21 protein-coding genes are annotated in these 22,434 nt (G+C 65.1%); 13 read left to right on the forward strand and 8 right to left on the reverse strand.

The features are described from left to right. Positions 1–22: 22 nt before the first annotated feature. Complete coding sequence (locus GJV37_RS12595; RefSeq protein ID WP_169887213.1) at positions 23–583, reverse strand: carboxymuconolactone decarboxylase family protein; 561 nt, start codon at positions 581–583, stop codon at positions 23–25. 104 nt (positions 584–687) lie between these two features. Between GJV37_RS12595 and GJV37_RS12600 the strand changes: the two genes are divergently transcribed. The 9 genes from GJV37_RS12600 to GJV37_RS12640 all read left to right on the forward strand — a co-directional run bounded on the left by GJV37_RS12600 (position 688) and on the right by GJV37_RS12640 (position 10,963). Beyond that, positions 688–1,590 carry an AraC family transcriptional regulator gene (locus GJV37_RS12600; protein ID WP_193452599.1) on the forward strand — a complete coding sequence of 301 codons (903 nt, stop codon included), beginning with the start codon at positions 688–690 and terminating at the stop codon, positions 1,588–1,590. 140 nt (positions 1,591–1,730) lie between these two features. Beyond that, the gene (locus tag GJV37_RS12605) at positions 1,731–2,927 is read left to right on the forward strand and encodes a helix-turn-helix domain-containing protein (RefSeq protein ID WP_193452600.1); all 1,197 of its coding nucleotides are present in this window, start codon (positions 1,731–1,733) and stop codon (positions 2,925–2,927) included. A gap of 41 nt (positions 2,928–2,968) precedes the next feature. After that, positions 2,969–3,619 carry a Vgb family protein gene (locus GJV37_RS12610; RefSeq protein ID WP_193452601.1) on the forward strand — a complete coding sequence of 217 codons (651 nt, stop codon included), beginning with the start codon at positions 2,969–2,971 and terminating at the stop codon, positions 3,617–3,619. A 75-nt stretch (positions 3,620–3,694) separates the two neighbouring features. After that, the gene (locus tag GJV37_RS12615; protein WP_024766496.1) at positions 3,695–4,144 is read left to right on the forward strand and encodes a methyltransferase family protein; all 450 of its coding nucleotides are present in this window, start codon (positions 3,695–3,697) and stop codon (positions 4,142–4,144) included. Between the two features lie 99 nt (positions 4,145–4,243). Continuing rightward, positions 4,244–4,936 carry a response regulator transcription factor gene (locus GJV37_RS12620; protein ID WP_193452602.1) on the forward strand — a complete coding sequence of 231 codons (693 nt, stop codon included), beginning with the start codon at positions 4,244–4,246 and terminating at the stop codon, positions 4,934–4,936. Then, complete coding sequence (locus GJV37_RS12625) at positions 4,936–6,312, forward strand: HAMP domain-containing sensor histidine kinase (protein WP_193452603.1); 1,377 nt, start codon at positions 4,936–4,938, stop codon at positions 6,310–6,312. Before GJV37_RS12620 ends, GJV37_RS12625 begins: the two co-directional genes overlap by 1 nt. Positions 6,313–6,393: 81 nt before the next feature. Next, positions 6,394–8,628, forward strand: coding sequence for a TonB-dependent siderophore receptor (locus GJV37_RS12630; RefSeq protein ID WP_193452604.1), 2,235 nt, complete (start codon positions 6,394–6,396; stop codon positions 8,626–8,628). A gap of 15 nt (positions 8,629–8,643) precedes the next feature. Continuing rightward, positions 8,644–9,537 carry an alpha/beta hydrolase gene (locus GJV37_RS12635; protein ID WP_193452605.1) on the forward strand — a complete coding sequence of 298 codons (894 nt, stop codon included), beginning with the start codon at positions 8,644–8,646 and terminating at the stop codon, positions 9,535–9,537. Positions 9,538–10,231: 694 nt separating this feature from the next. Then, complete coding sequence (locus GJV37_RS12640; RefSeq protein WP_193452606.1) at positions 10,232–10,963, forward strand: DUF4019 domain-containing protein; 732 nt, start codon at positions 10,232–10,234, stop codon at positions 10,961–10,963. 31 nt (positions 10,964–10,994) lie between these two features. Here the strand turns inward: GJV37_RS12640 and GJV37_RS12645 are convergent, their stop codons facing one another. Beyond that, positions 10,995–11,888 (reverse strand): LysR family transcriptional regulator, encoded by an 894-nt coding sequence (locus GJV37_RS12645; RefSeq protein WP_193452607.1) that lies wholly within the window; start codon positions 11,886–11,888, stop codon positions 10,995–10,997. A 99-nt stretch (positions 11,889–11,987) separates the two neighbouring features. Here GJV37_RS12645 and GJV37_RS12650 point away from each other — a divergent pair, with 99 nt between their 5' ends. Continuing rightward, positions 11,988–12,764, forward strand: a complete 777-nt coding sequence (locus GJV37_RS12650) for an NAD(P)H-dependent oxidoreductase (RefSeq protein WP_193452608.1) — start codon at positions 11,988–11,990, stop codon at positions 12,762–12,764. A 26-nt stretch (positions 12,765–12,790) separates the two neighbouring features. On the opposite strand, the gene GJV37_RS12655 is transcribed toward GJV37_RS12650, so the two are convergent. Next, positions 12,791–13,606 carry an aminotransferase class IV family protein gene (locus GJV37_RS12655; RefSeq protein WP_193452609.1) on the reverse strand — a complete coding sequence of 272 codons (816 nt, stop codon included), beginning with the start codon at positions 13,604–13,606 and terminating at the stop codon, positions 12,791–12,793. Positions 13,607–13,729: 123 nt separating this feature from the next. Here GJV37_RS12655 and gcvA point away from each other — a divergent pair, with 123 nt between their 5' ends. Both gcvA and GJV37_RS12665 read left to right on the forward strand, forming a co-directional pair. Continuing rightward, positions 13,730–14,644: a transcriptional regulator GcvA gene (gene gcvA / locus GJV37_RS12660; RefSeq protein ID WP_065085257.1), complete on the forward strand. Its 915-nt coding sequence runs from the start codon at positions 13,730–13,732 to the stop codon at positions 14,642–14,644. 90 nt (positions 14,645–14,734) lie between these two features. Further along, positions 14,735–15,076: an FKBP-type peptidyl-prolyl cis-trans isomerase gene (locus tag GJV37_RS12665; RefSeq protein ID WP_065085256.1), complete on the forward strand. Its 342-nt coding sequence runs from the start codon at positions 14,735–14,737 to the stop codon at positions 15,074–15,076. 3 nt (positions 15,077–15,079) lie between these two features. On the opposite strand, the gene GJV37_RS12670 is transcribed toward GJV37_RS12665, so the two are convergent. Next, on the reverse strand, positions 15,080–17,044 hold the full coding sequence (locus tag GJV37_RS12670; protein WP_193452610.1) for a DEAD/DEAH box helicase: 1,965 nt from the start codon (positions 17,042–17,044) through the stop codon (positions 15,080–15,082). Positions 17,045–17,210: 166 nt separating this feature from the next. On the opposite strand from GJV37_RS12670, the gene GJV37_RS12675 reads away from it, so the two are divergent. After that, positions 17,211–17,978, forward strand: coding sequence for an ATP-binding cassette domain-containing protein (locus GJV37_RS12675; RefSeq protein ID WP_024766478.1), 768 nt, complete (start codon positions 17,211–17,213; stop codon positions 17,976–17,978). Positions 17,979–18,173: 195 nt separating this feature from the next. Here the strand turns inward: GJV37_RS12675 and fhuF are convergent, their stop codons facing one another. From fhuF to GJV37_RS12695, 4 genes are all read right to left on the reverse strand, one after another. Beyond that, entirely contained in the window at positions 18,174–18,929 is a 756-nt protein-coding gene (gene fhuF, locus GJV37_RS12680; protein ID WP_170858751.1) for a siderophore-iron reductase FhuF, read from the reverse strand. Between the two features lie 46 nt (positions 18,930–18,975). Next, on the reverse strand, positions 18,976–19,962 hold the full coding sequence (locus tag GJV37_RS12685) for a GNAT family N-acetyltransferase (protein WP_170858752.1): 987 nt from the start codon (positions 19,960–19,962) through the stop codon (positions 18,976–18,978). A gap of 98 nt (positions 19,963–20,060) precedes the next feature. Further along, entirely contained in the window at positions 20,061–21,395 is a 1,335-nt protein-coding gene (locus GJV37_RS12690) for a lysine N(6)-hydroxylase/L-ornithine N(5)-oxygenase family protein (protein ID WP_170858753.1), read from the reverse strand. A 430-nt stretch (positions 21,396–21,825) separates the two neighbouring features. Then, a complete protein-coding gene (locus tag GJV37_RS12695) occupies positions 21,826–22,332 on the reverse strand; it encodes a sigma-70 family RNA polymerase sigma factor (RefSeq protein ID WP_170858754.1) in 507 nt (168 codons plus the stop codon). Positions 22,333–22,434 lie beyond the last annotated feature (102 nt).

A 22,434-nucleotide genomic window follows, 5' to 3' on the forward strand; every position in this document is an offset into this window, starting at 1 on the left:
CGCGGCCGCCCGGTCACACGAATCAGGCGGAAGCCTTTTCCCAGCGGTATTTGCCCAACTCCGGGTTCAGCGGCGTCTGGGCCAGCACGTTGGCGAAGTTGCACAGGGTGGCCAGGCTGATGCCCAGCAGCACTTCCAGTGCATTGCCGTCGGTGAAACCGGCGGCGCGGAAGGCTTGCAGCCCCGCATCGCTGACCGCGCCGCGGGTGGCGATGGACTCACGGGCAAACGCGGCCAGGGCCTCCAGGCGGGCATCGGGCAGCTCGCGCTGTTCGCGCAGGGCGGCTATCACTTCCTCGGGCAGCTTGGCCTTGTTGAAGGCCACCGCCGTGTGCCCAGCCACACAGAAGTCACAGCCGTGGGTGGTGGCGGCGATCAGCTGGACCACCTCGCGCTCCGGCAGGCCAAGGTCGGACTTGCCGTTGAGGCCGGAAACGGTCACGTAGGTTTCCAGTGCGGCTGGCGCGTTGGCCAGTACGCCCAGCAGGTTGGGGATGAAGCCGGAGCCCTTGAGCGCATTCTCGAGGAAGGGCTTGGCGGCTTCCGGGGCGCTGTCGAGGGTCAGGATGGGCAGGCGGGACATGGTTCGACTCCGTTGAAATGGGGTGTCGAAAAAGTCTGTTGGTAATAAGAAATCCATTCAATATTCTAAAGTCGCTATCACTTGCTCATGAGTCTTTCCATTAGATGATTTCGTCCAGCCCCCTGGTTGATTGGTTATTAGACAGCCTTGAACTGAGCGCGAGCCTGTTCCATGTGGGGCGCTATTGCGGCGGCTGGCACGCCTCGACCCACGGAATGGCGCGGGCCAGTTTCCACCTGGTGGTACAGGGGCATTGCTGGCTGCACCTGGAGAAGGAGCCGCCCTGCCGGCTGGACAGCGGCGACGCGGTGTTCATCCTGCGCGATGTGCCGTATCGGCTGTCCAACGAAGCCAGTGCCGAGGATGCGGCGTGCCAGCCGCGCCAGAGCATGGCCACGCTGGAGCTGCAGGCCGAGGATGGTGTGGGATTGGTCTGCGGGTTCTTCCAGTTCGATTCGGGGCTGTCGGCGCTGATCATCGACGCCCTGCCCGCCTTCCTCGTCCTGCGCGCCGAGGAACCGTCCCAACGCGCCGCGCGCAGCCTGTTCGAACTGATCCTCGAAGAGTGCCAGCGGCAGCCGGCACCCTCGCAGCAGATGCTCGAACGCCTGAGTCACCTGCTGTTCCTCTACGTACTGCGTCACCAGGTGGGCGCCAACGAGGCCCTAGGCGGGTTGGTCGCCCTCGCCCGCCAACCGCAGTTCGCCAGCCTGCTGGAGCGGATGATCCAGCAACCACAACTGCCCTGGACGCTGGCGGACATGGCGGCCAACGCCGGGCTGTCGCGCTCGGCTTTCTTCAAGCGTTTCAACGAGACCTGCGGGCAGTCGCCCGGCCAGGTGCTGCTGGCCCTGCGCATGGGCCAGGCGTGCCGGCTGCTGAGGGCCGACCAGAGCGTGGCGGAAGTCGCCGCCGCCGTCGGCTACCAGTCCATCGCCGCGTTCACCCGCGCCTTCCACAAGGCTACCGGACAGCAGCCTGGCGCCTTCCGCCGCGCCGCCAACTGAGGCGCAGACCGGCGCCCGCCTCCGTCGTTCTCGCGGGACGACCATGGCCGTTTTCCTGCAACGCCGGCGGCTCACTGGCCATGGCGTAGACTAGGCAGCGGACCAAGGGCAGCGGGGGTGACAAAGGTGGCGGGACTACCATGGATTCGCTGATCACGGCCGCGGCTTGTGCCCTGGCGGCGGGCGACCCATTGGCAGCGCTGAACCGCGTGGCACTGCGCGAGGACCCGCCAGCACTGGCTTTGCGCGGCATCGCCGTGGCGCAGCTGGGTGATTTTTCCCGCGCACGCGCGTTGCTGCGCCAGGCTGCCCGAGCCTTCAGCGTCCACGAGCCGCTGGAGCGCGCCCGCTGTCAGGTGGCCGAAGCCGAAGTGGCCCTGGCCAGCCGCGAGCTGAACTGGCCGACCGAGCCGCTGGAACAGGCAACGCAGGTCCTGCAGCGCCATGGCGATCGGATCAATGCAGCCCACGCCCGTTACCTGTTGATCCGGCGTGCGCTACTGATCGGCAAGCTTGATGAAGCCAGCGCATCGCTGGGCTCGCTGGAACCGAATTCATTACCGGCGCCCCTGCGCGCGGTGCATTGGCTGATCGCTTCCGGCATCGCCGTCCGCCGGCTGCAGGCGGGTGTGGCGCGGGCCGCGTTGGGCAGGGCCGGCGAAGCTGCTGCGGCATCGGGTATTCCCGCCCTGCGAGCGGAAGTCGAGCGGGCAGCCGGCCTGCTCGATGCGCCGGCTGGCCGGCGCATCGACCGGCAAATCTCGCGCCTGCTGTCACTGGATGAAGTGGAAAGGCTGCTGCACTCCGATGCCCTGGTGGTGGACGCCTGTCGCAACCGCGTCGGCGGCCTGTCGCTGGGCAGTCGCCCGGTGCTCTTCGCCCTCGCTCGAGTGCTGGCCGAAGCCTGGCCGGGCGATGTATCGCGCAGCGAGCTGATCGGGCGGGTGTTCCGCACCCGCCATCCAGACGATACCCACCGGGCGCGCCTGCGGGTGGAAATCGGTCGTTTGCGCCGCCTGTTGCCGCCGCTGGCAGGCATCGAGTCGACGCCGCGCGGTTATCTGCTGACCGCCGCCAATCCGGTCGTCCTTGCACCGCCGCTGGATGACGCCAACGCTGAAGTGCTGGCGCTGCTCAGCGATGGCCAGGCCTGGTCCAGTTCGGCTCTGGCCCTGGCGCTGGATACCAGCCAGCGCAGCGTGCAGCGCGCCCTCGAAGTACTGGCCGACGCTGGCCGGGTGCAGGCACTGGGGCAAGGGCGGGCGCGGCGCTGGACGCTGCCGCCTGCGCCGGGATTCGCGACGACCTTGTTACTCCCCGCGCCCTTCGGTGCCTGAATAGGCTGAAGGCTCCAACCCACAATGTGCAGGGCGACACCATGACCACCCACTACAAGCAATCTCCGGCGCAGGTGCTACAGGAATACGGTCCCTTCCCCGGCATCAGCACCGTCCACGGACTGACCTTCGACGGCCAGCACGTCTGGTTCGCCGTTGGCGAGCGCCTGCAGTGCCTCGACCCGAAGAGCGGTCATCTGGAGCGCTCCATCGAAGTCTCCGCCCATGCCGGTACTGCGTTCGATGGCACCTACCTGTACCAGATCGGCGAATGCATCATCCAGAAGATCGACCCGGCCAGCGGCAAGGTGCTGGCGAGCATTCCGGCACCCGGCAAGGGCGGCGACTCCGGCATGGCCTGGGCGGAGGGTTCGCTCTGGGTCGGCGAGTACCGCGCACGGAAGATTCATCAGATCGACCCGGAAACCGGTGAAGTCCTGCGTACGATTGATTCAAATCGTTTCGTCACCGGCGTGACCTGGGTCGAAGGACAACTCTGGCATGGCACCTGGGAGCCGGAGTCGACCTACAGCGAGCTACGCCGCATCGACCCGCAGTCCGGCGAGGTTCTGGAGCAGCTGGACATGCCCGAGGGCGTGCACGTTTCTGGCCTGGAAGCCGACGGCGCCGAGCGTTTCTACTGTGGCGGCGGCAACAGCGGCAAGGTCCGCGCGGTGCGTCGGCCGCGCTGAGGCGCGCCAGTGGACGCAATCTGGGCTAGTGTTGGCAGCTCACTGGATTTGGCCGCACTGGCCCGGAGACCGAGCATGGATTGGCTGGAACACCGCATTCCCCCGCCCCTGGTGGCGATCATCAGCGGCCTGCTGATGTGGCTGGCGGTACGCCCGATTGCGCCCCTGGGTGGCCGCCTGTGGCTGGCGCTGCTGGTGGTGCTGGCCGGGGCGGCGGTATGTCTGGCTGGCGTGGCGTCTTTCCGTCGTGCACGCACCACGGTCAATCCGCTGAAACCGGAGAGCGCCTCGTCCCTGGTGGTCGCCGGCATCTACCGGCACACCCGCAACCCAATGTACCTGGGCTTCGCCATCATCCTGCTGGGCTGGTGCGTGTTCCTTGGGTCCGCACTGGCGGTGCTCGGTGTCGCAGCCTTCGTGCTGTACATCGGCCGATTCCAGATCCGCCCCGAGGAAAGGGCGTTGCGCGAGCTGTTCGGCGCGGAGTTCGAGGCTTTCTGCGGTCGGGTGCGACGCTGGGTCTGAGGGCCTCGCGGCAGATTGCCATTGCCTTGTGACCGGGAGAGATGAGATATTTGCAAATGCTAAACATTCTCATCAAAGAAACTCTCATCAAGGTTTATCGTGTCCCCTTCGCTTCTGCTGGTGGAGGACGATTCCCGTCTTCGCCTGGACCTCGAACGCCATTTCTGTCAGCGCGGTTTTGCCGTCACCACCTGCGCCAACGGTGACCAGGGCCTCGTCGCCGTTCACCAGAACGACTTCGACCTGGTCGTGCTGGACATCATGCTGCCCGGCGTCGATGGGCTTTCTTTGCTCGACACCCTGCGCAGCCAACGCGCTACACCGGTCATGCTGATGTCCGCCCTGGGCGCGGAGCAGGATCGCATCACCGGCTTCACCCGCGGCGCCGACGATTACCTGCCCAAGCCGTTCAGCCTGGCGGAACTGGACGCGCGCATCGATGCGCTGCTGCGCCGAGTCAGTCTGGACCGTGCCCGCGAGGTGCCTCGCCCGCAGGGTTCGCTGGAGTTCGACGATGAGCTGCAGGACGTTTCCCGCAACGGTGAGCACGCAGGGCTGACGCATTCCGAGTATCGCCTGCTGGCCACGCTGAACGCCCACGCCGGCGAGGCACTGAGCAAGAGTTTCCTCTACCAGAGCGTGCTGCACCGCGCGTACACGCGCCTCGACCGCGGGCTGGACGTGCACGTCTGCAACCTGCGCCGCAAGCTGGCCGCCATCGGCGCGCAGCAGGTGCAGATCCAGGCGGTGCGCGGCCAGGGCTACATCCTGGTGGACGCGGAGCGCCATTGATGCGCCGTCATCCCCTGCTATGGAAGATCGCCGCGCTGCAGGTCGGCTTCTGCCTGCTGCTGACCTGGCTGATCTGGACCTGGGGCCTGTCGCTGGAGCGCAGCACCTACTTCCTGGGCGAAGCCGATCGCGACTACCTCGCGCGCTATGCCGAGCAGGCGGAAATGGTCCTCGAGCAGCACGGCACCGACGGTGTCGAGCACTTCCGCCGGGAGCTGTCCGCCGCCGAAGACACCTGGGTGGCGGTGATCGGCGACCACCTGCAGAGCCTGGGCACCACGCCGCTGACGGCGGCGGAATCCAGCCACCTGACGTTCATGCGCAAGCTCGACTGGCCGATGAGCCGACGTCTGCAGGATGAACTGCCCTACGTCAGCATCGAGTTTCCCAAGCATCCCGAACGCGGCCGGCTGGTCATGCAACTGCCCGAGCGGCTGCTACCTGGCGGCCTGACGCCCTGGACGCACCTGTTCAGCCACGGCGTGGTGCCGACCCTGCTGGCCGCCCTCCTCGGCCTGCTGATCTACCGCCACCTGGTACAGCCGCTCAATCGCCTGCGCGCTCGTGCCGACGCCCTGCGCGCCGACGATCTGGACAGCGACATGCCCGGCACGCCACTGGCCAATCGCCGCGATGAACTGGGCGAGCTGGCACTGGCCTTCGATCACATGGCCGAGCGGCTACGTCACAGCCTTGCCCAGCAGCGACTGCTGCTGCGCACCCTGTCCCACGAGCTGCGCACTCCGCTGGCGCGCCTGCGCATCGCCCACGACAGTGACCTGCCGGCGGAGCATCTGCGCGAGCGGCTGGACCGTGAGATCAACGATATGCAGCGCCTGCTGGAAGACACACTCGACCTGGCGTGGATGGATACCGAGCGCCCGCAGCTCGAACGAGAGCCGGTGCTGGTGCTGTCGGTGTGGGAGGCGCTGCGCGAAGACGCCTGCTTCGAAAGTGGCTGGGAAGTCGAACGCCTGCCCTGCTCGCTGGGCACCGACTGCAGGGTGCAGGTGCACCTGGACAGCTTCGCCCAGGCCATCGAGAACCTGCTGCGCAACGGTATCCGCCACTCCCCGCGCAACGGCAAGGTGCGTCTGGACGGCTGGCGCGAAGGCGGTTTCTGGCATCTATGTGTCAGCGACGATGGCCCCGGCGTCGCCGAACCTGACCTTGAGCGCATCTTCCAGCCCTACCAGCGGCTACAGCCGTCCGAGTCCAGCGGTTTCGGCCTTGGCCTGGCCATCGCCCGGCGCGGTATCGAGCTAGCGGACGGCCGCCTGTGGGCCGAAAACGGCGCGAAGAATGGCCAGGCCGGGCTCTGCCTGCACCTGCTGCTGCCCGCAGCGCCGAGCCAACAGTCCATCGCAAGTGTTTAGAAAGTTAATGCGCTTTACTGGCAAATAGCAGTCATTATCATTTGTGATCTCTCAGTAATCGTCCTCCTCTGGAGATCACCGATGTCGTCTCGTCCGATGCAGTTCCTTCCGCCCTTCCTGCTGCTTTCCAGCTGCCTGCTGTCCTTCGCCGTACAGGCCGCCAGCGCCGATTCCGATGTCGTCGAGTTCGACAGCGAAACCATCGTCGCCACCGCCGCGGAGGAAGCCAAGCAGATGCCGGGCGTGTCGATCATCACCGCCGAGGACATCAAGAAGCGCCCGCCGGCCAGCGACCTGTCGCAGATCATCCGCACCATGCCGGGCGTCAACCTGACCGGCAACTCCACCAGCGGCCAGCGCGGCAACAACCGCCAGATCGACATCCGCGGCATGGGCCCGGAGAACACCCTGATCCTGGTAGACGGCAAGCCAGTCGCCAGCCGCAATGCCGTGCGCTACGGCTGGCGCGGCGAGCGCGACTCTCGCGGTGACACCAACTGGGTGCCGGCCGACCAGGTGGAGCGCATCGAAGTGCTGCGCGGCCCGGCGGCAGCGCGCTACGGCAATGGCGCGGCGGGCGGCGTGGTGAACATCATCACCAAGCAGGCCGGCAAGGAAACCCACGGCGACGTCACCGTCTACAGCAATTTCCCGCAGCACAAGGACGAAGGCGCCACCCAGCGCATGACCTTCGGCCTCAACGGCCCGCTGACCGACACCCTGAGCTACCGCGTCTACGGCAACGTCGCCAAGACCGACTCGGACGACTGGGACATCAATGCCGGCCACGAATCCAACCGCACCGGCAACCAGGCCGGCACCCTGCCGGCCGGCCGCGAAGGCGTGCGCAACAAGGACGTCAACGGCCTGCTCAGCTGGCACCTGACGCCCGAGCAGACCCTCGACTTCGAGGCCGGCTTCAGCCGCCAGGGCAACATCTACACCGGCGATACCCAGAACACCAACAGCAACGCCAACGTGAAGTCCATGCTCGGTCACGAGACCAACCGCATGTACCGCGAGAACTACTCGATCACCCATCGCGGCGAGTGGGACTTCGGCAGCTCCATGGCCTACCTGCAGTACGAGAAGACCCGCAACAGCCGCATCAACGAAGGCCTGGCCGGCGGCACCGAGGGTATCTTCAGCAACACCGATTTCTACACCGCCACCCTGCGCGACCTCACCGCTCACGGCGAAGTGAACCTGCCGCTGCACGCCTGGCGCGACCAGACCCTGACCCTGGGCAGCGAATGGGTGCAGCAGAAGCTCGACGACCCCAGCGCCAACACCCAGACCACCAGCGAAGGCGGCTCGGTGCCGGGCCTGGCCAGCAGCAACCGTGACACCACCTCGCAGGCACAGATCTTCTCGCTGTTCGCCGAGGACAACATCGAACTGTTGCCCGGCACCATGCTGACTCCGGGCCTGCGCTGGGACCACCACAACATCGTCGGCGACAACTTCAGCCCGTCGCTGAACCTGTCCCACGCGCTCACCGACAGCGTCACCCTGAAGGCCGGTATCGCCCGCGCCTACAAGGCGCCGAACCTGTACCAGCTCAACTCCGACTACCTGCTCTACAGCCGCGGCCAGGGCTGCTACGGCCAGAGCACCAGCTGCTACCTGCAGGGCAACGAGGACCTCAAGGCGGAAACCAGCGTCAACAAGGAGCTGGGCATCGAGTTCAACCAGGACGGCCTGATCGCCGGCCTGACCTACTTCCGCAACGACTACAAGAACAAGATCGAGTCGGGCCTGTCGCCCATCGATCAGGCCAGCGGCGGCACCGGCAGCTACGCCAACGCGGCGATCTACCAGTGGGAAAACGTGCCCAAGGCGCTGATCGAGGGCCTGGAAGGCACCCTGACCATCCCGCTGATGGAGCAGCTGAAGTGGAGCAACAACTTCACCTACATGCTGCAATCGAAGAACAAGGAAACCGGTGACGTGCTCTCGGTGACGCCGAAGTACACCCTGAACTCCATGCTCGACTGGCAAGCCACCGACGCCCTGTCGCTGCAAGCCAGCGTCGCCTGGTACGGCAAGCAGAAGCCGAAGAAGTACGACTACCACGGCGACCGCGTCACCGGCAGCGCCAACAACCAGCTCTCGCCCTACGCCATCGCCGGGCTGAGCGGCACCTACGTGTTCACCAAGAACCTGAGCTTCACCGCCGGGGTGGACAACGTGTTCGACAAGCGCCTGTTCCGCGAGGGCAACGCCCAGGGCGTGAATGGCATCGAGGGCGCCGGCGCGGCCACCTACAACGAACCGGGCCGCACGCTGTACACCAGCCTCACCGCGTCGTTTTGATTAGAGAAAAGCCTGATGAGATTTCGCCTCCTGGCCCTGGCACTGGCATTCGCCGTGCCGGGGCTGGCAGCGCACGCCGCGCCTGCCCCCGACCAGAAAATGGACACGACCCTGCTGCAACGCAGCGACCTGGCCTACCGCTTCAGCGAGCTGAAGCTCGATTCCGCCGATGGCCAGCGTCACTACCAGCTGTGGATTGCCCGGCCGAACCACCCTGCTCCGGCCGCTGGTTATCCAGTGGTGTGGATGCTCGATGGCAACGCCGCCGTCGGCGCACTGGACGAAAAGCTGCTCAACGACCTGAACAACGGCAAGGCGCCATTGCTGGTTGCCGTGGGTTACCAGACGCCCCTGCGCATTGACCGCGCCGGCCGCACCCGCGACTACACCCCGCCGCGCCCGCAACTGGCCGAGCAGAAGGACCCGCTCACCGGCGACCCCAGCGGCGGCGCCGATGCCTTTCTCGACCTGATGCGCGACCGCATGCTCCCGTCGGTGGCCGCCCAGGCGCCCATCGACCGTTCGCAGCAGACGCTCTGGGGCCACTCCTACGGCGGCCTGCTGACACTCCACGCGCTGCTCACGCGCCCGCAGCAGTTCAGCTTCTACGCACCGGCCAGTCCTTCGCTGTGGTGGGGTGATCGCGCCATCCTCCAGGAGCAGGAAGGCTTTGCCCAACGCATGGCCGGGCATTCTGCGCAGCTGCTGCTGATGCGCGGCACCGGAGAACCCTCCCGCCCGCGTGACAACGTCAAGCCCAGCCCGCCCCGCGCAGCGCAGGGCCTGGTGGAGGAACTGGGCAAGGTACCGGGCGTACAGGCGCAGTTCCATGCCTTTTATGGCCTGAGTCATGGTGAAACCTTGGGGGCATCGCTGAAATATTTATTGAAGTTGAGATTCATTGACTGAATTTGCAGCGACTTCAATGATGGTACCCCGATCCCGAGACAAGCATCGGGGTATTTCGGGAAAAACAGGGGTGGGCTGCTGTTTTCATCGAAATAGCGCCGTTCTTCTCGTTATTACATCATCAAGTTTTCTCTGATTAATAGTTTCCGACTTCTGTCCCGTTTATTCCATTAGCGCAGACATTTAGTGTATTGGCCCAGAATGCAGCCCCAGAACCTCCGTACTGCGGAGACAGAGGGCCGACATTCGCGTGAAAATTGGCTATGAAATTCTCTTCCTGCGAAGTCAGCCCTTGAGCCTGCATCAGTTGTAGCGCGCGGCAGTTGGCAACGAATTCGTTAGAAGTCTGCAGTACCAGATGTGCACACTCATGGAAGTAGGTAAAGCGCTGCATTATCGGCGGGAGACTGTAATATGTCGGCCCATAGGTGATGGTCGGCCAGCCATTGGGCATCCAGGCCGCATGCGCCCAAAACGCACTGGGTCCAGGCATTTGTTGTACAGGAACCACAGCTCCGCTGAATCCATGCATCGCCTGACAAGCTTGCGCTGAAGTCGATAACAAGGCTGCGCTGAGCCACGCTCCGGCAAGCAACCGCGCTGTTGTTTGCATCCTTGGCCTCCGAAAACTATGTTGATGAGGAATTGACTTCAAGACCTTTCAACAGAAAAGCAGCGCAAAGGACTATGTCAAATGGCCAGATCAAGGATTGTCGGAAACATCAGCATTGAAAAGCTTCTGGCATTTATTTTTGGCGTCATTTTTCTGCTCGTCATTCTAGGCCTCGTGGTATTTGTTAAAGACCTCAATGGAACGGCACGTTGGGTTATCGTGATTCTGATGGCGCTTGCTGGCGCGGGATTTGCCGCTGTCATCCCAGGAATACTCAACATAACGACGCCCTATATAAAATCCGGCGGGGCATTAGCCGTATTTGTACTGATCATGGCTAACCAACCGAACATCATCGATCAGGCTAAGAAGATCATTTCCTCCAAAGATTCGACTCTTGCTATTGCCGAATATCTGAAAAAAATTGACGACAACCAGTTGGATGCCGCCTGGGATAGCCTGGATGACGGCGCGAAGGAAACCGTAGCGTCCGATAAACAGCTTTACCGGAGCGCCTATCAGAATGGCCGGGCCTCTTTGGGAAGCCTCATTTCGAGATCACCCCCGATGGGAACCAACGCCTACTTCAACCCACCCGGTTTCCCAGAAGGGGCCTATCGCGTTGTGACATACAGAACGAGATTCTCGGGAGGCTGTCATCAGGAGGCAGTATCCGTTCGCTCGCTCAATGACGGCGATTGGCGTGTTTTCAACCATGTCGTCGATTTCAACGTCATTCCTTGTGACAGCGCTGCCGTTCAGGTCGGACTTCCTCTTCAACCAACTGCACAAGGAGGCCAAGCCGTGCCATAATTCAACAGGAGCGTGCCATGGCCATGGCATGCTACAGCGCTGCCGCAATCTGCTCCCGCAACCACCGGTGTGCCGGGTCGCGGTGCGAGCGTTCGTCCCAGAGCATCGACATCTCGTATCCTGGCACCTCCACCGGCGCTTCCACCACGCGCAGCGCCGGGTTATTGCGCACCAGCCGCGCCGGCACCATGGCCACCAGGTCGCTGCTGGCCAGCGCAGAGATGACGAAGAGGAAATGCGGCACCGACAAGGCCACGCGCCGGCTCAGGCCGACCGCCGCCAGCACTTCGTCGGTCACGCCGCTGAAGCCGCCGCCATCGGGCGACACCATCACATGCTCCAGCTGGCAGAACTGCGCCAGGCTCGGTTTGCGCTTCAACCTCGGGTGCCCGGCACGCCCGGCCAGCACGTAGCGCTCGCTGAACAACGTGCGCCGGCGCATGTTCGGCGGGCTACCCTCGGTAGTGTGGAACGCCAGGTCGATCTCGCCCTGCTCTGCCTGCCGGGCGATGCGCGGTGGCGACAGCTCCAGCAGGGCCAGGCGAGTGCCTGGTGCGCTGCCGCGAATGGCGCTCAGGGCCGGCAACAGGATGGTGGATTCGCCGTAGTCCGTCGCGGCGATGCGCCAGGTGTTGTCCGCCAGGGCCGGATCAAAGGGTGCTGATGGCGCCACCGCCTGCTCCAGGGCCTCCAGGGCAATGCGCAGGGGCTCGCGCAGGGATTCTGCCCGCGCTGTCGGGCGCATGCCGCGGGGGCCGGGCAGGAGCAGCGGGTCGTCGAAGATGTCGCGTAGCTTGGCCAGGTGCACGCTGACCGAGGGCTGGGAAAAATTCAGCTGCTCGGCGGCGCGTGTGACGTTGTGCTCGCGCAGCAGCACGTCGAGGGTCACCAGCAGATTCAGATCGAGCCTGCGCAGATTATTCATTGATATACCTGGGATTTCGGATATTCATTTCAACTATACCCCGGCAATCCGCATCCTGCGCCCATCCCCTCTCACCGGATGACTCACAGGAAGGCATTCATGAACGTACTGATCGTCTACGCCCACCCCGAACCACGTTCGCTCAATGGCTCACTGAAGGACTTCGCCGTGCGCCACCTGCAGGCGGCCGGCCATGCCGTGCAGGTCTCGGACCTGTATGCGATGAACTGGAAGGCCCCGCTCGACGCTTGCGACAACCTCGACCGCGATCCCGAAGCGCGTTTCGACCCCTCGCTGGACTCCAAGCGCGCCTACGCCGCTGGCCGGCAGAGCATCGATATCGCCGCCGAACAGGAAAAGCTGCGCTGGGCCGACACCGTGATCCTGCAGTTCCCGCTCTGGTGGTTCAGCATGCCGGCAATCCTCAAGGGCTGGTTCGAGCGGGTATACGCCTATGGCTTCGCCTACGGCGTCGGCGAGCACTCCGACGCCCGCTGGGGCGACCGCTATGGCGAAGGCAACCTCGCCGGCAAACGCGCCATGCTGGTGGTCACTACCGGTGGCTGGGAGTCGCACTACAGCCCGCGCGGCATCAACGGCCCGATCGACGACCTGCTCTTCCCGATCCACCACGGCATGCTGTACTACCCCGGCTTCGACGTGCTGCCGCCGTACCTGGTCTACCGCACCAGCCGGGTGGATGGCGAGCGCTACAGACAGATCGAACAGGAGCTCGGCGAGCGCCTGGACACGCTCCAGACCACCACTCCCATCCCCTTCCGCCGGCAGAATGGCGGCGATTACGCGATTCCCGCACTGACCCTGAGGGAAGAGCTCAACCCAGGCGCAACCGGTTTCGCAGCGCATCTGGATTGAGTCCCGGTTCGCGAACCGCCCAGTCCTCATGGCTGAACACGCGGCTCGGCCTCGAAGGCGCTGCGCAGCAACTCGACGAACTCCGGCGCCGGCGGGATCTCAACATCACCGATGCGGCTCACCGGTACCGCCGGCGTCCAGGAGTTCATCACCACGGCACCGGTCAGGCGCGGCAGGTCCTGCTGGTCGATGGCGCGGGTGACCTGGCGCACGCCCTGCCGTTCCAGTTGCCGCTGGAGAATGCCCATGGTGGTGCCGGTAAGCATTTTCGCCCGCGGCCAGACCACGGTTTCACCGTCCCAGAACGCCAGATTCCAGATGGTCGCTTCGCTGAAGCGCCCGCGATGGTCGGTGAACACCGCATCGTCGAAGCCGGCGACCACCGCTTCGCGCAGATACCAGGTCTTGGCGATCTCGCCAACGTGCTTGATCTCCGGCAGCACCCGTTCGTGCCCGGCAATAGCGAGCGCCAGCGGTCCCTGCGGGCCATCCGAAGGCGGCGCGGTGCGCACCAGCAGCTCGGGGCGATGCTCAGGGCCGGCAACGGTGAACTCCCCGGCGGGCGAGTAGACCGTCGCCATCAGGGATACGTCTGCTGGCGCCTGCTCCAGTGCGGTACGCAAGGCGGCACGAATCTCCTCATCGGAGTGGCTCTGGCCGAACAGCCGCTGCGAAGCGTTGCGCAGGCGCTCCAGGTGCAGGTCCAGGCCGCGAATGCCGCCGCCACGAACCTGCATGGCGGTGAAATGCGCATAGCCGGCGAAAGCCAGGGGCGCGAGGTCGTCGGCGCTGGCCGGCTGGGCATTGCGCTGGGTGATGTAGGGATGGATGGCGGCTGACATGGCGTGGCTTCCTCTGCTCGGTTATCTTCAAATTAAACATCAGGTGAGATCACTATCGGCCTTTGACGAAGCCAGGAGAAACGAGTATTTCTCGACGGATCATCAAGCAGGATTTGAAGATCGATGAGTCGCCCCTTTCCCGGTATCCGCAGCCTGCGCACCTTCGAGGCGGCTGGCCGTCACCTCAACTTCACCCGCGCGGCGGAAGAAGTCGGCCTGACGCCGGCCGCGGTCAGCCACCAGATCAAGGAGCTGGAAGACCAGCTCGGCCTCGGCCTCTTCGTGCGTACCAGTCGCAGCATCCAGCTGACCCCGGCGGGCGCGTTGCTGCTCGAAGCGGCAGTCGAGTCCCTCGGTCTGCTGCACCGCGCCACCGTGCGTGCCCGACGGCTGGTGCGGACGTCGGAACAACTACGGGTCTCGTTGACAGCCCGGTTCGCCACGCACTGGCTGCTGCCGCGTCTGCCGAAATTCCGCGCACTGCATCCGGGGTTGAAGCTCAGTTTCGACGTCAGCGACGAGTTGCGGGATTTCGCCGTCGACGACATCGATCTGGCCATCCGCTTCGGCAGCGGACACTACCCCGGCCTGGTCGCGGAGCGCCTGTTCGATACCCAGATAGTGCCGGTGTGCTGCCCGAGCCTGCTCAGCGAAGGCCCACCCTTGCGCGAGCCGCGCGACCTGCAGGCCCATACCCTGTGCCATGTGGTGTGCGAGACCGAAGGCGCCGCCTGGCCGGACTGGTCGCGCTGGATGGCGGCAGCCGGCGTGGAAGACTTCGACGCCGGCAACTGCGTGACCTTCGAGGACACCAGCCACGTGGTGCAGGCCGTGCTGGAAGGCGGCGCGGTCGGGCTGGCCGATCAGGCCATGGTTGCCCGCGAACTGGAGCAGGGCCTGCTGGTGCAACCGTTCGAGCTGGGCGTGCGCGTCGCTGAGGATTACGCCTACAACCTGGTGTATCCGCAGGCGAGCACGGACGACCCGCGCGTCAAAGCCTTCCGCGAATGGATTCTCGGGGAAATGGCCAGCGGCTGATCCTGGCGGTCCGCTTGCCAAGGCCGGATTTTCCTGCGAAAACGCTCGCCCTCGCGGCGCTGACGCCGCACCGCATCACTGGAGAACGCCATGAGCAACGAACTGCAGATCGAAGATATCGTCGTCGGTGACGGCAAGGCTGTGGTCAAGGGCGCCCTGATCACCACCCAGTACAAGGGCACCCTGGAAGATGGCACCGTCTTCGATTCGTCCTACGACAAGGGCCGCCCCTTCCAGTGCGTGATCGGCACCGGCCGGGTGATCAAGGGCTGGGACCAGGGCCTGATGGGCATGAAGGTCGGCGGCAAGCGCAAGCTCTTCGTCCCGGCGCACCTGGCCTACGGCGAGCGGCAGGTCGGCGCGCACATCCAGCCCAACGCCAACCTGCTGTTCGAGATCGAACTGCTGGAAGTCCTTACCCGCGACGATTGATCTTCAGGCGGGCGCCGCTTCTACATTGCGCCGCATGGCCAGGATCGCCGTCGGTCCCTGCGCCTTGCGGGTGAACCAGAACACCCGGCTCACGCCGCGGGTGATCGCCACGTAGGCCAGGCGCAGTTGCTCGTCCTGCTGGGACTGGTCATAGCTGCTGGCGAAGAAACCCGAAGCCGCATACAACGCGCTGCGCAGTGGGTGCTTCTCCGGCGGGGCGCAGTCGTCGACGATGATCGCCACTTCCGCCTGCAGGCCCTTGGCACGGTGGATGGTCATGCCCTTCACCGGCAGCTTGCGGTCCAGCTCGCCGAGGATCGTTTGCAGGGTTTCATTGCGCCGGCTGAGCAGCAGCACGGCGGTCTTCTCCCGCGATCCTCGTGCGGCAACGTGCTCGCACTGCTTGCGGATCTCCTCCAGCAGGATTGGCAAGCTGCTGCGCGCATCGAAGCGCTGCACCAGCTTCACCCCATGATCACCCGCCTCCGCCGACTTGAACGCGCGGCAGGTCTTGGCCTGCTTGTTGGCCACGCCCACCAGCACCCGCTCGCCGTCGCGGATCACCGGGTCGATGCTGCGGTAGTTGGTTTCCAGTAGCAGCACGCGGCTCTTGCGCCGGCCCTTGCTGGGGAAGTGGCGATCGAAGTCCATGAACAGCTCCGGCGAGCTGCCACGCCAGGCGTAGATGGACTGCCAGTCGTCACCGATGGCCATCAGGCTGACGGCTTCGCCGCGCTTGGCGAGGTCGCGATGCAGAGCCTGCAGCCACTGCACGATCTGCGGCGAGACGTCCTGGAACTCGTCGATCAGCAGGTGTTGGAACGGCGCCAGGGCTGCGGCCGGCAGCTTGCCGTCGCCGAGCTGGTCGGTGAGGCGCTGGAAGGCCAGGTTGAAGGTCAGCAGGCCCTGTTCCTGCAGCGCGTTTTCGAAGGCCACCCAGAACCGTTGTAGCGCCTCGACGAACTGCCGTTCGCGCTCTGGACAGCCGAGCTTCTTCGGCTGCAGCTGGGCGATGCGCAGGCCGATGCTCTCGATGAACCCGGCCTGGGCATAGAAGGCTTCGAACAGTGGCAGCGCGGTGAACTCTCCAGATAACTTGAAGGCATCCAATGGCGCCTTGCCGATGCGCGGCGGCTTGCCGTCCTCGCCGGCTTCAGGCGGTGGCGGCAGTTCCAGCAACTGATGCGCCAGGACACGGAATTCGTGCTGGTCGGCATAGCACTGCTGGTAGACCTGCTTGAGCAGCCGCTGTTGCGCCGGGCGCAGGCGTCCCGCCAGCAAGGGGTTGTCCAGTTCGTCTGCTGGAGTGCGCTCGTCCAGTTGCTCGAACCAGCGAGGATTCTTCAGCGCGACTTTCGCCAGCGTGCCCATGGCCGAATGGAAGGTACGCACACACTGACGCGCCTGGGCAGCGTCGAAGGGATGGCCCCAGTAGCCGAGCACGTTCACCAGTTGCTCGCGCAGTTGGGCGCAGGAGGCGTTGGTGAAGGAAATCACCGTCACTCGCTCGGCCTCGATGCCCAGGTGGCACAGCATGTAGACGACGCGCAGGACCAGCGTCGTCGACTTGCCGGAACCGGCGCCGGCGAAGATGCGGGTCAGCGGTTCGGGCGCGAGGATCATCGCCCACTGTTCGTCCGAAGGCTGGCTGATCACGCCGTGGGCGGCGGCCTGGGCCACTCGCTGGCGCATGTCCAGGGCGAGCTGTTCATCGGGCACCTTGGCGGTGCCGTAGATACCGGCTGCGGCCGGAGTTCGCGGGCGCCTGGGCGCGGGCCCCTCGCCATCCTTCTTGGTTTTCGCCGCGCGCTTGGCAGGTGCCTTGGCTTTGCCCTTGGTCTTGCCACGTCCACGGGGCTGCGGCTGCGCCGCTTCGCGTTCGGCGCGCAGGTATTCGGTGGTGCGGGGGAAATAACGCGCCAGGGCCTCGGCGAGCAGGCGTTTGTAGCGTTCGACAGCAGACTCCATGGGTCCTACCAGATCAATTACAGCGTTGAATCATAAGCGCTTTGGGACAGTGACAGGCAAGTGATCGGGCGGTTCCGCAAGGTCTTGGAAAATTGATAACCATTAGCGATTGGATTAGAGTCGGGCTCCCGCTTTTTCCGGCCTTGCCGCCCTGATGGATGACCCCATGTTCGAACTGGAAAATGTCAGTTTCAGCGTCCCCGGTCGCACCCTTCTGCAACCGCTGAGCCTGCAACTGGCCGACGGCAACATGATCGGCCTGATCGGCCACAACGGTTCGGGCAAGTCCACGCTGCTCAAGCTGCTGGCCCGCCAGCAGCAGGCCAGCAGCGGCAGCATCCGCCTGGACGGCAAGCCGCTGCAGGACTGGGGCAACCGCGACTTCGCGCGGCAGGTCGCCTACCTGCCGCAACAGCTGCCGCAGACCGACGGCCTGACCGTGCGCGAACTGGTCGCCTTCGGCCGGTACCCGTGGCATGGCGCGCTGGGCCGCGTGACCGGCGAAGACCGCAAGCAGATCGACCGCGCGCTGGAGCTGACCGACACCCAGGCCTTCGCCGACCGCCCGGTGGACCTGCTTTCCGGCGGTGAACGCCAACGCGTCTGGCTGGCCATGCTGCTGGCGCAGAACAGCCGCTACCTGCTGCTGGACGAACCGACGTCGGCGCTGGATATCGCCCACCAGGTCGAAGTGCTCTCCCGCGTCCACGAACTGAGCCGCGAGCTGGGCCTGGGCGTGCTGGTGGTGCTGCACGACATCAACATGGCGGCGCGTTACTGCGACCACCTGATCGCCCTGCATGGCGGCCGCCTGCTGGCACAAGGCTCGCCCGCCGAACTGATGCGCGGGGACACGCTGGAAGACATCTACGGCATTCCCATGGGGGTGCTGAGCAATCCGGTGGATGGCTCGCCGATCAGTTATCTGCGTTAAGCCCCTATTGGGGGCGAACCGCCCCCTGCCAGCCTCCCCGGCGAGCGCATCTGCCGCGATACCCATGCTGCGGGGGCGTGGATATCGATGGGTATCGCCACGCTCCACGCCATCCTGCGTCCGTGCGCCAGCGTGATTCTCGGGTGAGCGGAAACGCCGGCCGCGGGCATGGGCGGCTGCGACAGGGATGTTCGATTACAGATCGCTGGTTTCCGCCGGCGGCTCGTCGATCAACGGGCAATTATCGCAATTGCCCATCTCCCCCAGCCGATAGCGAATGCAGCAGGTCCGCCGCTGCCGCCAGAGCCCGTCGGGGCGCTGCGCGCAGGATACCTCGACATACTGGATCGGCTTGAACAGCGGATTGCGCGTGCCATCCGGCCGGCGCTCGGTCTCCAGCAGCTCGCGACCGTGCCCCAGCATCGGAGTCAGCGGCGCTAGCTTGCCCATCTCGCCGATGAACCACTCGAAGTAATTCCCGGCATTGCTCCACAGCACCCTGGGCGACAGGCGCACCTCGGCGGCGAGGCGCTGCACGAAGGGTTGCAGGTGACCTTCCAGCAGATGGGCGAAGCGCTGGAACGGATCGCCCGGCGGCGCCGCGAACGGCCCACCCTCCCCCGGCAATTTGAAAGCCTCGGGAATGCCCTGGGCATCCAGCACCACTTCCACGTCGTCGAAGTCCAGCGGCAGCGTGCGGCCGAGCACCAGCGCGGCGGCAACGGCCGGCGGGATGATCCGCACCAGGTACCACTTCGACCACTGCGAGGCCAGGGCGCGGCGATCGCCATCGGCGTGGGACGGGTCGAAGCGGCGCAGCACGCTGTCGAGCCTCTCGCGTTCGAGCAGCGTGCGGGCCGGTATCGAAGGGCGAGGATCGTCGCGAGTCACCAGCACCTCGCGGTAACTGGCGAACTCGCCGAAATACAGCGGCGCCAAGGCTGCGATCACCGGCAGCCCTCGGTCGCGCGGCCCTCGATCCGGCAGAGCAGCGCTGTCAGCACAGGGCGCACCGCTCGAAGAAGGTTTCCCGGCTCTGCACCATCAGCGCGGCGCGCTTGTGCGGGAAGTTGAATTCCTTCTCGCGCCAGAAGCCCAGGCGCTGCATGTGGCCGATCATCTTCGCGTTGTCGGCGCGCGGTTCGGCGACGATGCGCTGGGTGCGCGGGTCGTCCAGCAGCAGGTAATGCACCAGGGCGGTCATCCAGCTTTCCACCTTGTGCGGCCCGCGATGGGATTCCTCGCCCACCAGCATGTGGATGCCGCGGTCGTAGTCACCCACGTCGTAGAACGGCGCGATGCGGTCTTCCTTGGCCCAGTAGGCTTCGTAGTAGGCGAAGGGCTCGTCGTCGATGCAGCCGATCAGGGTGGTGGTGTGCGGGTCGGCAGCGGCTTTTTCCAGGTAGGCACGGTGCTGTTCGAGGGTGCCGCCCTCCTGCCAGAACTCCAGCACGCGCGGGCTGTTCTGCCAGCGGTTGAAGCGCTCCAGGTCCAGCGCGATGTCCAGGGTGCGCAAGGATATCCATTGCCCCAACTTTGCATCGAAGCGGCGATAGACCTCACCCTGCGGCTTGGGCGCGCGCAGCGGATGACGGCGGCCGCTGCTGATGCGATAGACCTGCGGGTAATCGGCACTGGCGATGCCCCTGTGCCAGGCAGCAGGCAGCTGCCAGAAGGCCGCACGCTCGATCTGCAGGTGCCCGCCGACTTCATCGCGGCTCACCAGGCCCTGCTCCAGGGCCGCGGCGGGTACGTTGGCGACAGCGAACTGCACGCGCTCACACTGCGCGTCGCCGGCAAAGCTCCAATAGGCCAGCGCCCAGAGGGCATCGCGGGTGACGGCACCGTTGAGCTGCCAGCACTCGCCCTCGCGTTGCGCAGTCAGCAGCGGTTCGCCACCGAGCAGCAAGGTCAGGCCTGTGGTACCGCGGTCGGCGGACAGTTGGCGGCCATCGGGCAGCGGTAGGGAAAAAGTGGGCGTCATGATGGATAACCTTTCGTGAATGCAACGACCCCGCCCGTATGACGAGCAGGGTCGGCAGGAATTTAGTCAGCCCGGAAGAAATCTCCGGGCCGTTGGCTTCAGGCGCTTTCGGCCGCCAGCGGACGCGAGGGCTTGTGTGCCGATTCCTGCGGCGGCAGGTGCTCGAACATCGACGCGGCGATTTCCTCGGCGCGCATCGGCAGCACCGACAGCAAGGTGTCGCTCAGGCCGTGGCTGTCCTGGGTGAAGCCCTGCAGGTAGATACCGGCGTGCAGGCGCTCGTCGGCCAGCACGCGGTAGTCGCGGCCCACCTCGAAATCGCCCAGGTAATCCTGCAGCGGCGCAAGCAACTCGCGGTGCGATTTGCGCTCGTAACCGGTGGCGAGGATCACCGCGTCGTAGCGATGGGTTTCCACGGCGCCGGTGGCGCTGTCGCGCAGGGTCAGCTCGATACCATCGGCGTCGGCCTTAGCGGCTTCGACGTTGCGGCGGCAAAGGAAGGCGTGGCGATCCGCGCCCGCCACCTTCTGGCGGTAGAAGATGCCGTAGATGCGCTCGATCAGGTCCAGGTCGACCACCGAGTAGTTGGTGTTGTGGAATTCCTGGATCAGCTTCTCGCGCTCGGCCTTGGGCTCGTTGAACACCAGGTCGGTGTAGCGCGGGGCGAAGATTTCGTTGACGAAGGGGCTGTCGTCGGCCGGTTTGAGCACGGCCGCGCGCAGGACCATGTCGACCTGCACCGAGGGGAAGCTGTCGTTCAGGTCGATGAAGGCTTCCGCCGCGCTCTGGCCGCCGCCGATCACCGCGATGCGCATCGGCTCGTTCTGGTTGCAGCGCTGCCTGGCCATGCACTCCAGGTAACGGGCGTGGTGGAACACGCGCGGATCGTCACGCAGGTGGTTGAAGGCGGACGGGAAGCGCGGCGTGCCGCCGGTGCTCACCACCACGCTGCGGGCCAGGCGGAAGCGCTCGTGGCCGCGGGCATCGGTGGACAGCACCTTGACCAGTTCGATGCCGTCCGGGCCCTGCACCGGCTCCACGCGGCTGACCGTCTCGCCGCAGACGCGCTGCTCGGCGAACTGGTCGCTGACCCAGCGCAGGTAGTCGTTGTACTCCATGCGGCACGGGTAGAAGGTGCCCAGGTTGGTGAAGTCGATCAGCCGCCCCATCGCATGCAGGTAGTTGACGAAACTGTACGGGCTGGTGGGGTTACGCAGGGTCACCAGGTCCTTGAGGAAGGAAATCTGCAGCTCGCTCTGCGCCACCAGGGTGTTGCCGTGCCAGCGGTAGTCGGCCTGCTTGTCGAGGAACAGAGCATGGTAATGGCGGCCCTCGCGTCGCGCCTGCTCCTGCAGGGCGATCGCCAGCGCCAGGTTGGAGGGGCCGAAACCGATGCCGAGCACGTCGTAGGTCGGGGTGATCATCTGAGTCATGGTGCCAATGTCCTGTGTCGCGATGGCCGTGGGGCATGACGGCGCGGGAACCGGTGGCCTACTGCTCGGCCCTGCCAGGAGCGCCCCGCCGCTTGGCGGCCGGCACTCGATCCTGCGTGTCGCCCATGATTTGCGCTGTCGATAGCGCGTTATCTGGAGAGACGAGACAGGCTTCGGGAAATTTAGAATGATTCTCACTAAGTCATGAAAATTTCAGAATGACGGGCAACCAATCACGCGCAGGAAATCACGCGCGGACCGCGCGGGACTAAATCCCGGCGGAGCTGGCTCGTCCTTCCATGTAAATGCATCAGCGTAGGAGCGGACTCCGTCCGCGATGTGCTGACCCCGCTCCCTGACCGATTGGAGTGGCAGTGATTCGATCGCGGACGAAATCCGCTCCTGCGCGAGGGCGGCTGGCGAACCGCACCTAGCCCTGCCCGCCCCAGGCCCTGAGCCGCAGCCGGCAATGCTTCATCGCGTTGACGATGTGCTTCTCCACCATGTCGCGGGAAATGCCCATGATTTCGGCGATCTCGACATGGCTGCAGCCCTCGACCTTGCGCAGCAGGAACGCGCGGCGACAGTTTTCGGGCAGCTCGCCAAGGGCGCGCTGGAGCAACTGCAACTGCTGCTGCCGGCTGGCCTCTTCCTGCGGGCAGCGCTCGTCGAGGCAGCCTTCGCGATCGAGGGTTTCCAGCTCTTCGGTGCGGCGCACGCGTCCGCGCCGGTGCAGGTCGATACTGAGGTTCACCGCCGTGCGATAGAGAAATGCGCGGGGTTGTTCGATATGCTCGTCACCCTTGCGGTCGAGCAGGCGCAGGAACGCCTCCTGCGTCACATCGGCAGCCGCCTGGCGGTCGCCGAGGCTGCGATTGAGGTACAGGACCAGTTCCTTGTAATACCGGATGAACGCGCTTTCCACCCCGTCGGGCATCCTATGAAAAACAGTCGAGGCTGCAGGCGCCTGCTGACAGTCCGAGTCAGGCTTATTTATAATCACTCGCATCAACGCGAAAAGAAAGTGTGATATCGGCCG

Source organism: Pseudomonas nitroreducens, from assembly GCF_010994165.1.
Taxonomy (GTDB): Bacteria; Pseudomonadota; Gammaproteobacteria; order Pseudomonadales; family Pseudomonadaceae; genus Pseudomonas; species Pseudomonas nitroreducens.

Bases quoted from the DNA above. Each gene is read 5' to 3' on its own strand.
- GJV37_RS12595 (WP_169887213.1), bottom strand. From the start codon at position 583: ATGTCCCGCCTGCCCATCCTGACCCTCGACAGCGCCCCGGAAGCCGCC.
- GJV37_RS12600 (WP_193452599.1), top strand. From the start codon at position 688: ATGATTTCGTCCAGCCCCCTGGTTGATTGGTTATTAGACAGCCTTGAA.
- GJV37_RS12605 (WP_193452600.1), top strand. From the start codon at position 1,731: ATGGATTCGCTGATCACGGCCGCGGCTTGTGCCCTGGCGGCGGGCGAC.
- GJV37_RS12610 (WP_193452601.1), top strand. From the start codon at position 2,969: ATGACCACCCACTACAAGCAATCTCCGGCGCAGGTGCTACAGGAATAC.
- GJV37_RS12615 (WP_024766496.1), top strand. From the start codon at position 3,695: ATGGATTGGCTGGAACACCGCATTCCCCCGCCCCTGGTGGCGATCATC.
- GJV37_RS12625 (WP_193452603.1), top strand. From the start codon at position 4,936: ATGCGCCGTCATCCCCTGCTATGGAAGATCGCCGCGCTGCAGGTCGGC.
- GJV37_RS12630 (WP_193452604.1), top strand. From the start codon at position 6,394: ATGTCGTCTCGTCCGATGCAGTTCCTTCCGCCCTTCCTGCTGCTTTCC.
- GJV37_RS12635 (WP_193452605.1), top strand. From the start codon at position 8,644: ATGAGATTTCGCCTCCTGGCCCTGGCACTGGCATTCGCCGTGCCGGGG.
- GJV37_RS12640 (WP_193452606.1), top strand. From the start codon at position 10,232: ATGGCCAGATCAAGGATTGTCGGAAACATCAGCATTGAAAAGCTTCTG.
- GJV37_RS12645 (WP_193452607.1), bottom strand. From the start codon at position 11,888: ATGAATAATCTGCGCAGGCTCGATCTGAATCTGCTGGTGACCCTCGAC.
- GJV37_RS12650 (WP_193452608.1), top strand. From the start codon at position 11,988: ATGAACGTACTGATCGTCTACGCCCACCCCGAACCACGTTCGCTCAAT.
- GJV37_RS12655 (WP_193452609.1), bottom strand. From the start codon at position 13,606: ATGTCAGCCGCCATCCATCCCTACATCACCCAGCGCAATGCCCAGCCG.
- gcvA (WP_065085257.1), top strand. From the start codon at position 13,730: ATGAGTCGCCCCTTTCCCGGTATCCGCAGCCTGCGCACCTTCGAGGCG.
- GJV37_RS12665 (WP_065085256.1), top strand. From the start codon at position 14,735: ATGAGCAACGAACTGCAGATCGAAGATATCGTCGTCGGTGACGGCAAG.
- GJV37_RS12670 (WP_193452610.1), bottom strand. From the start codon at position 17,044: ATGGAGTCTGCTGTCGAACGCTACAAACGCCTGCTCGCCGAGGCCCTG.
- GJV37_RS12675 (WP_024766478.1), top strand. From the start codon at position 17,211: ATGTTCGAACTGGAAAATGTCAGTTTCAGCGTCCCCGGTCGCACCCTT.
- GJV37_RS12685 (WP_170858752.1), bottom strand. From the start codon at position 19,962: ATGACGCCCACTTTTTCCCTACCGCTGCCCGATGGCCGCCAACTGTCC.
- GJV37_RS12690 (WP_170858753.1), bottom strand. From the start codon at position 21,395: ATGACTCAGATGATCACCCCGACCTACGACGTGCTCGGCATCGGTTTC.
- GJV37_RS12695 (WP_170858754.1), bottom strand. From the start codon at position 22,332: ATGCCCGACGGGGTGGAAAGCGCGTTCATCCGGTATTACAAGGAACTG.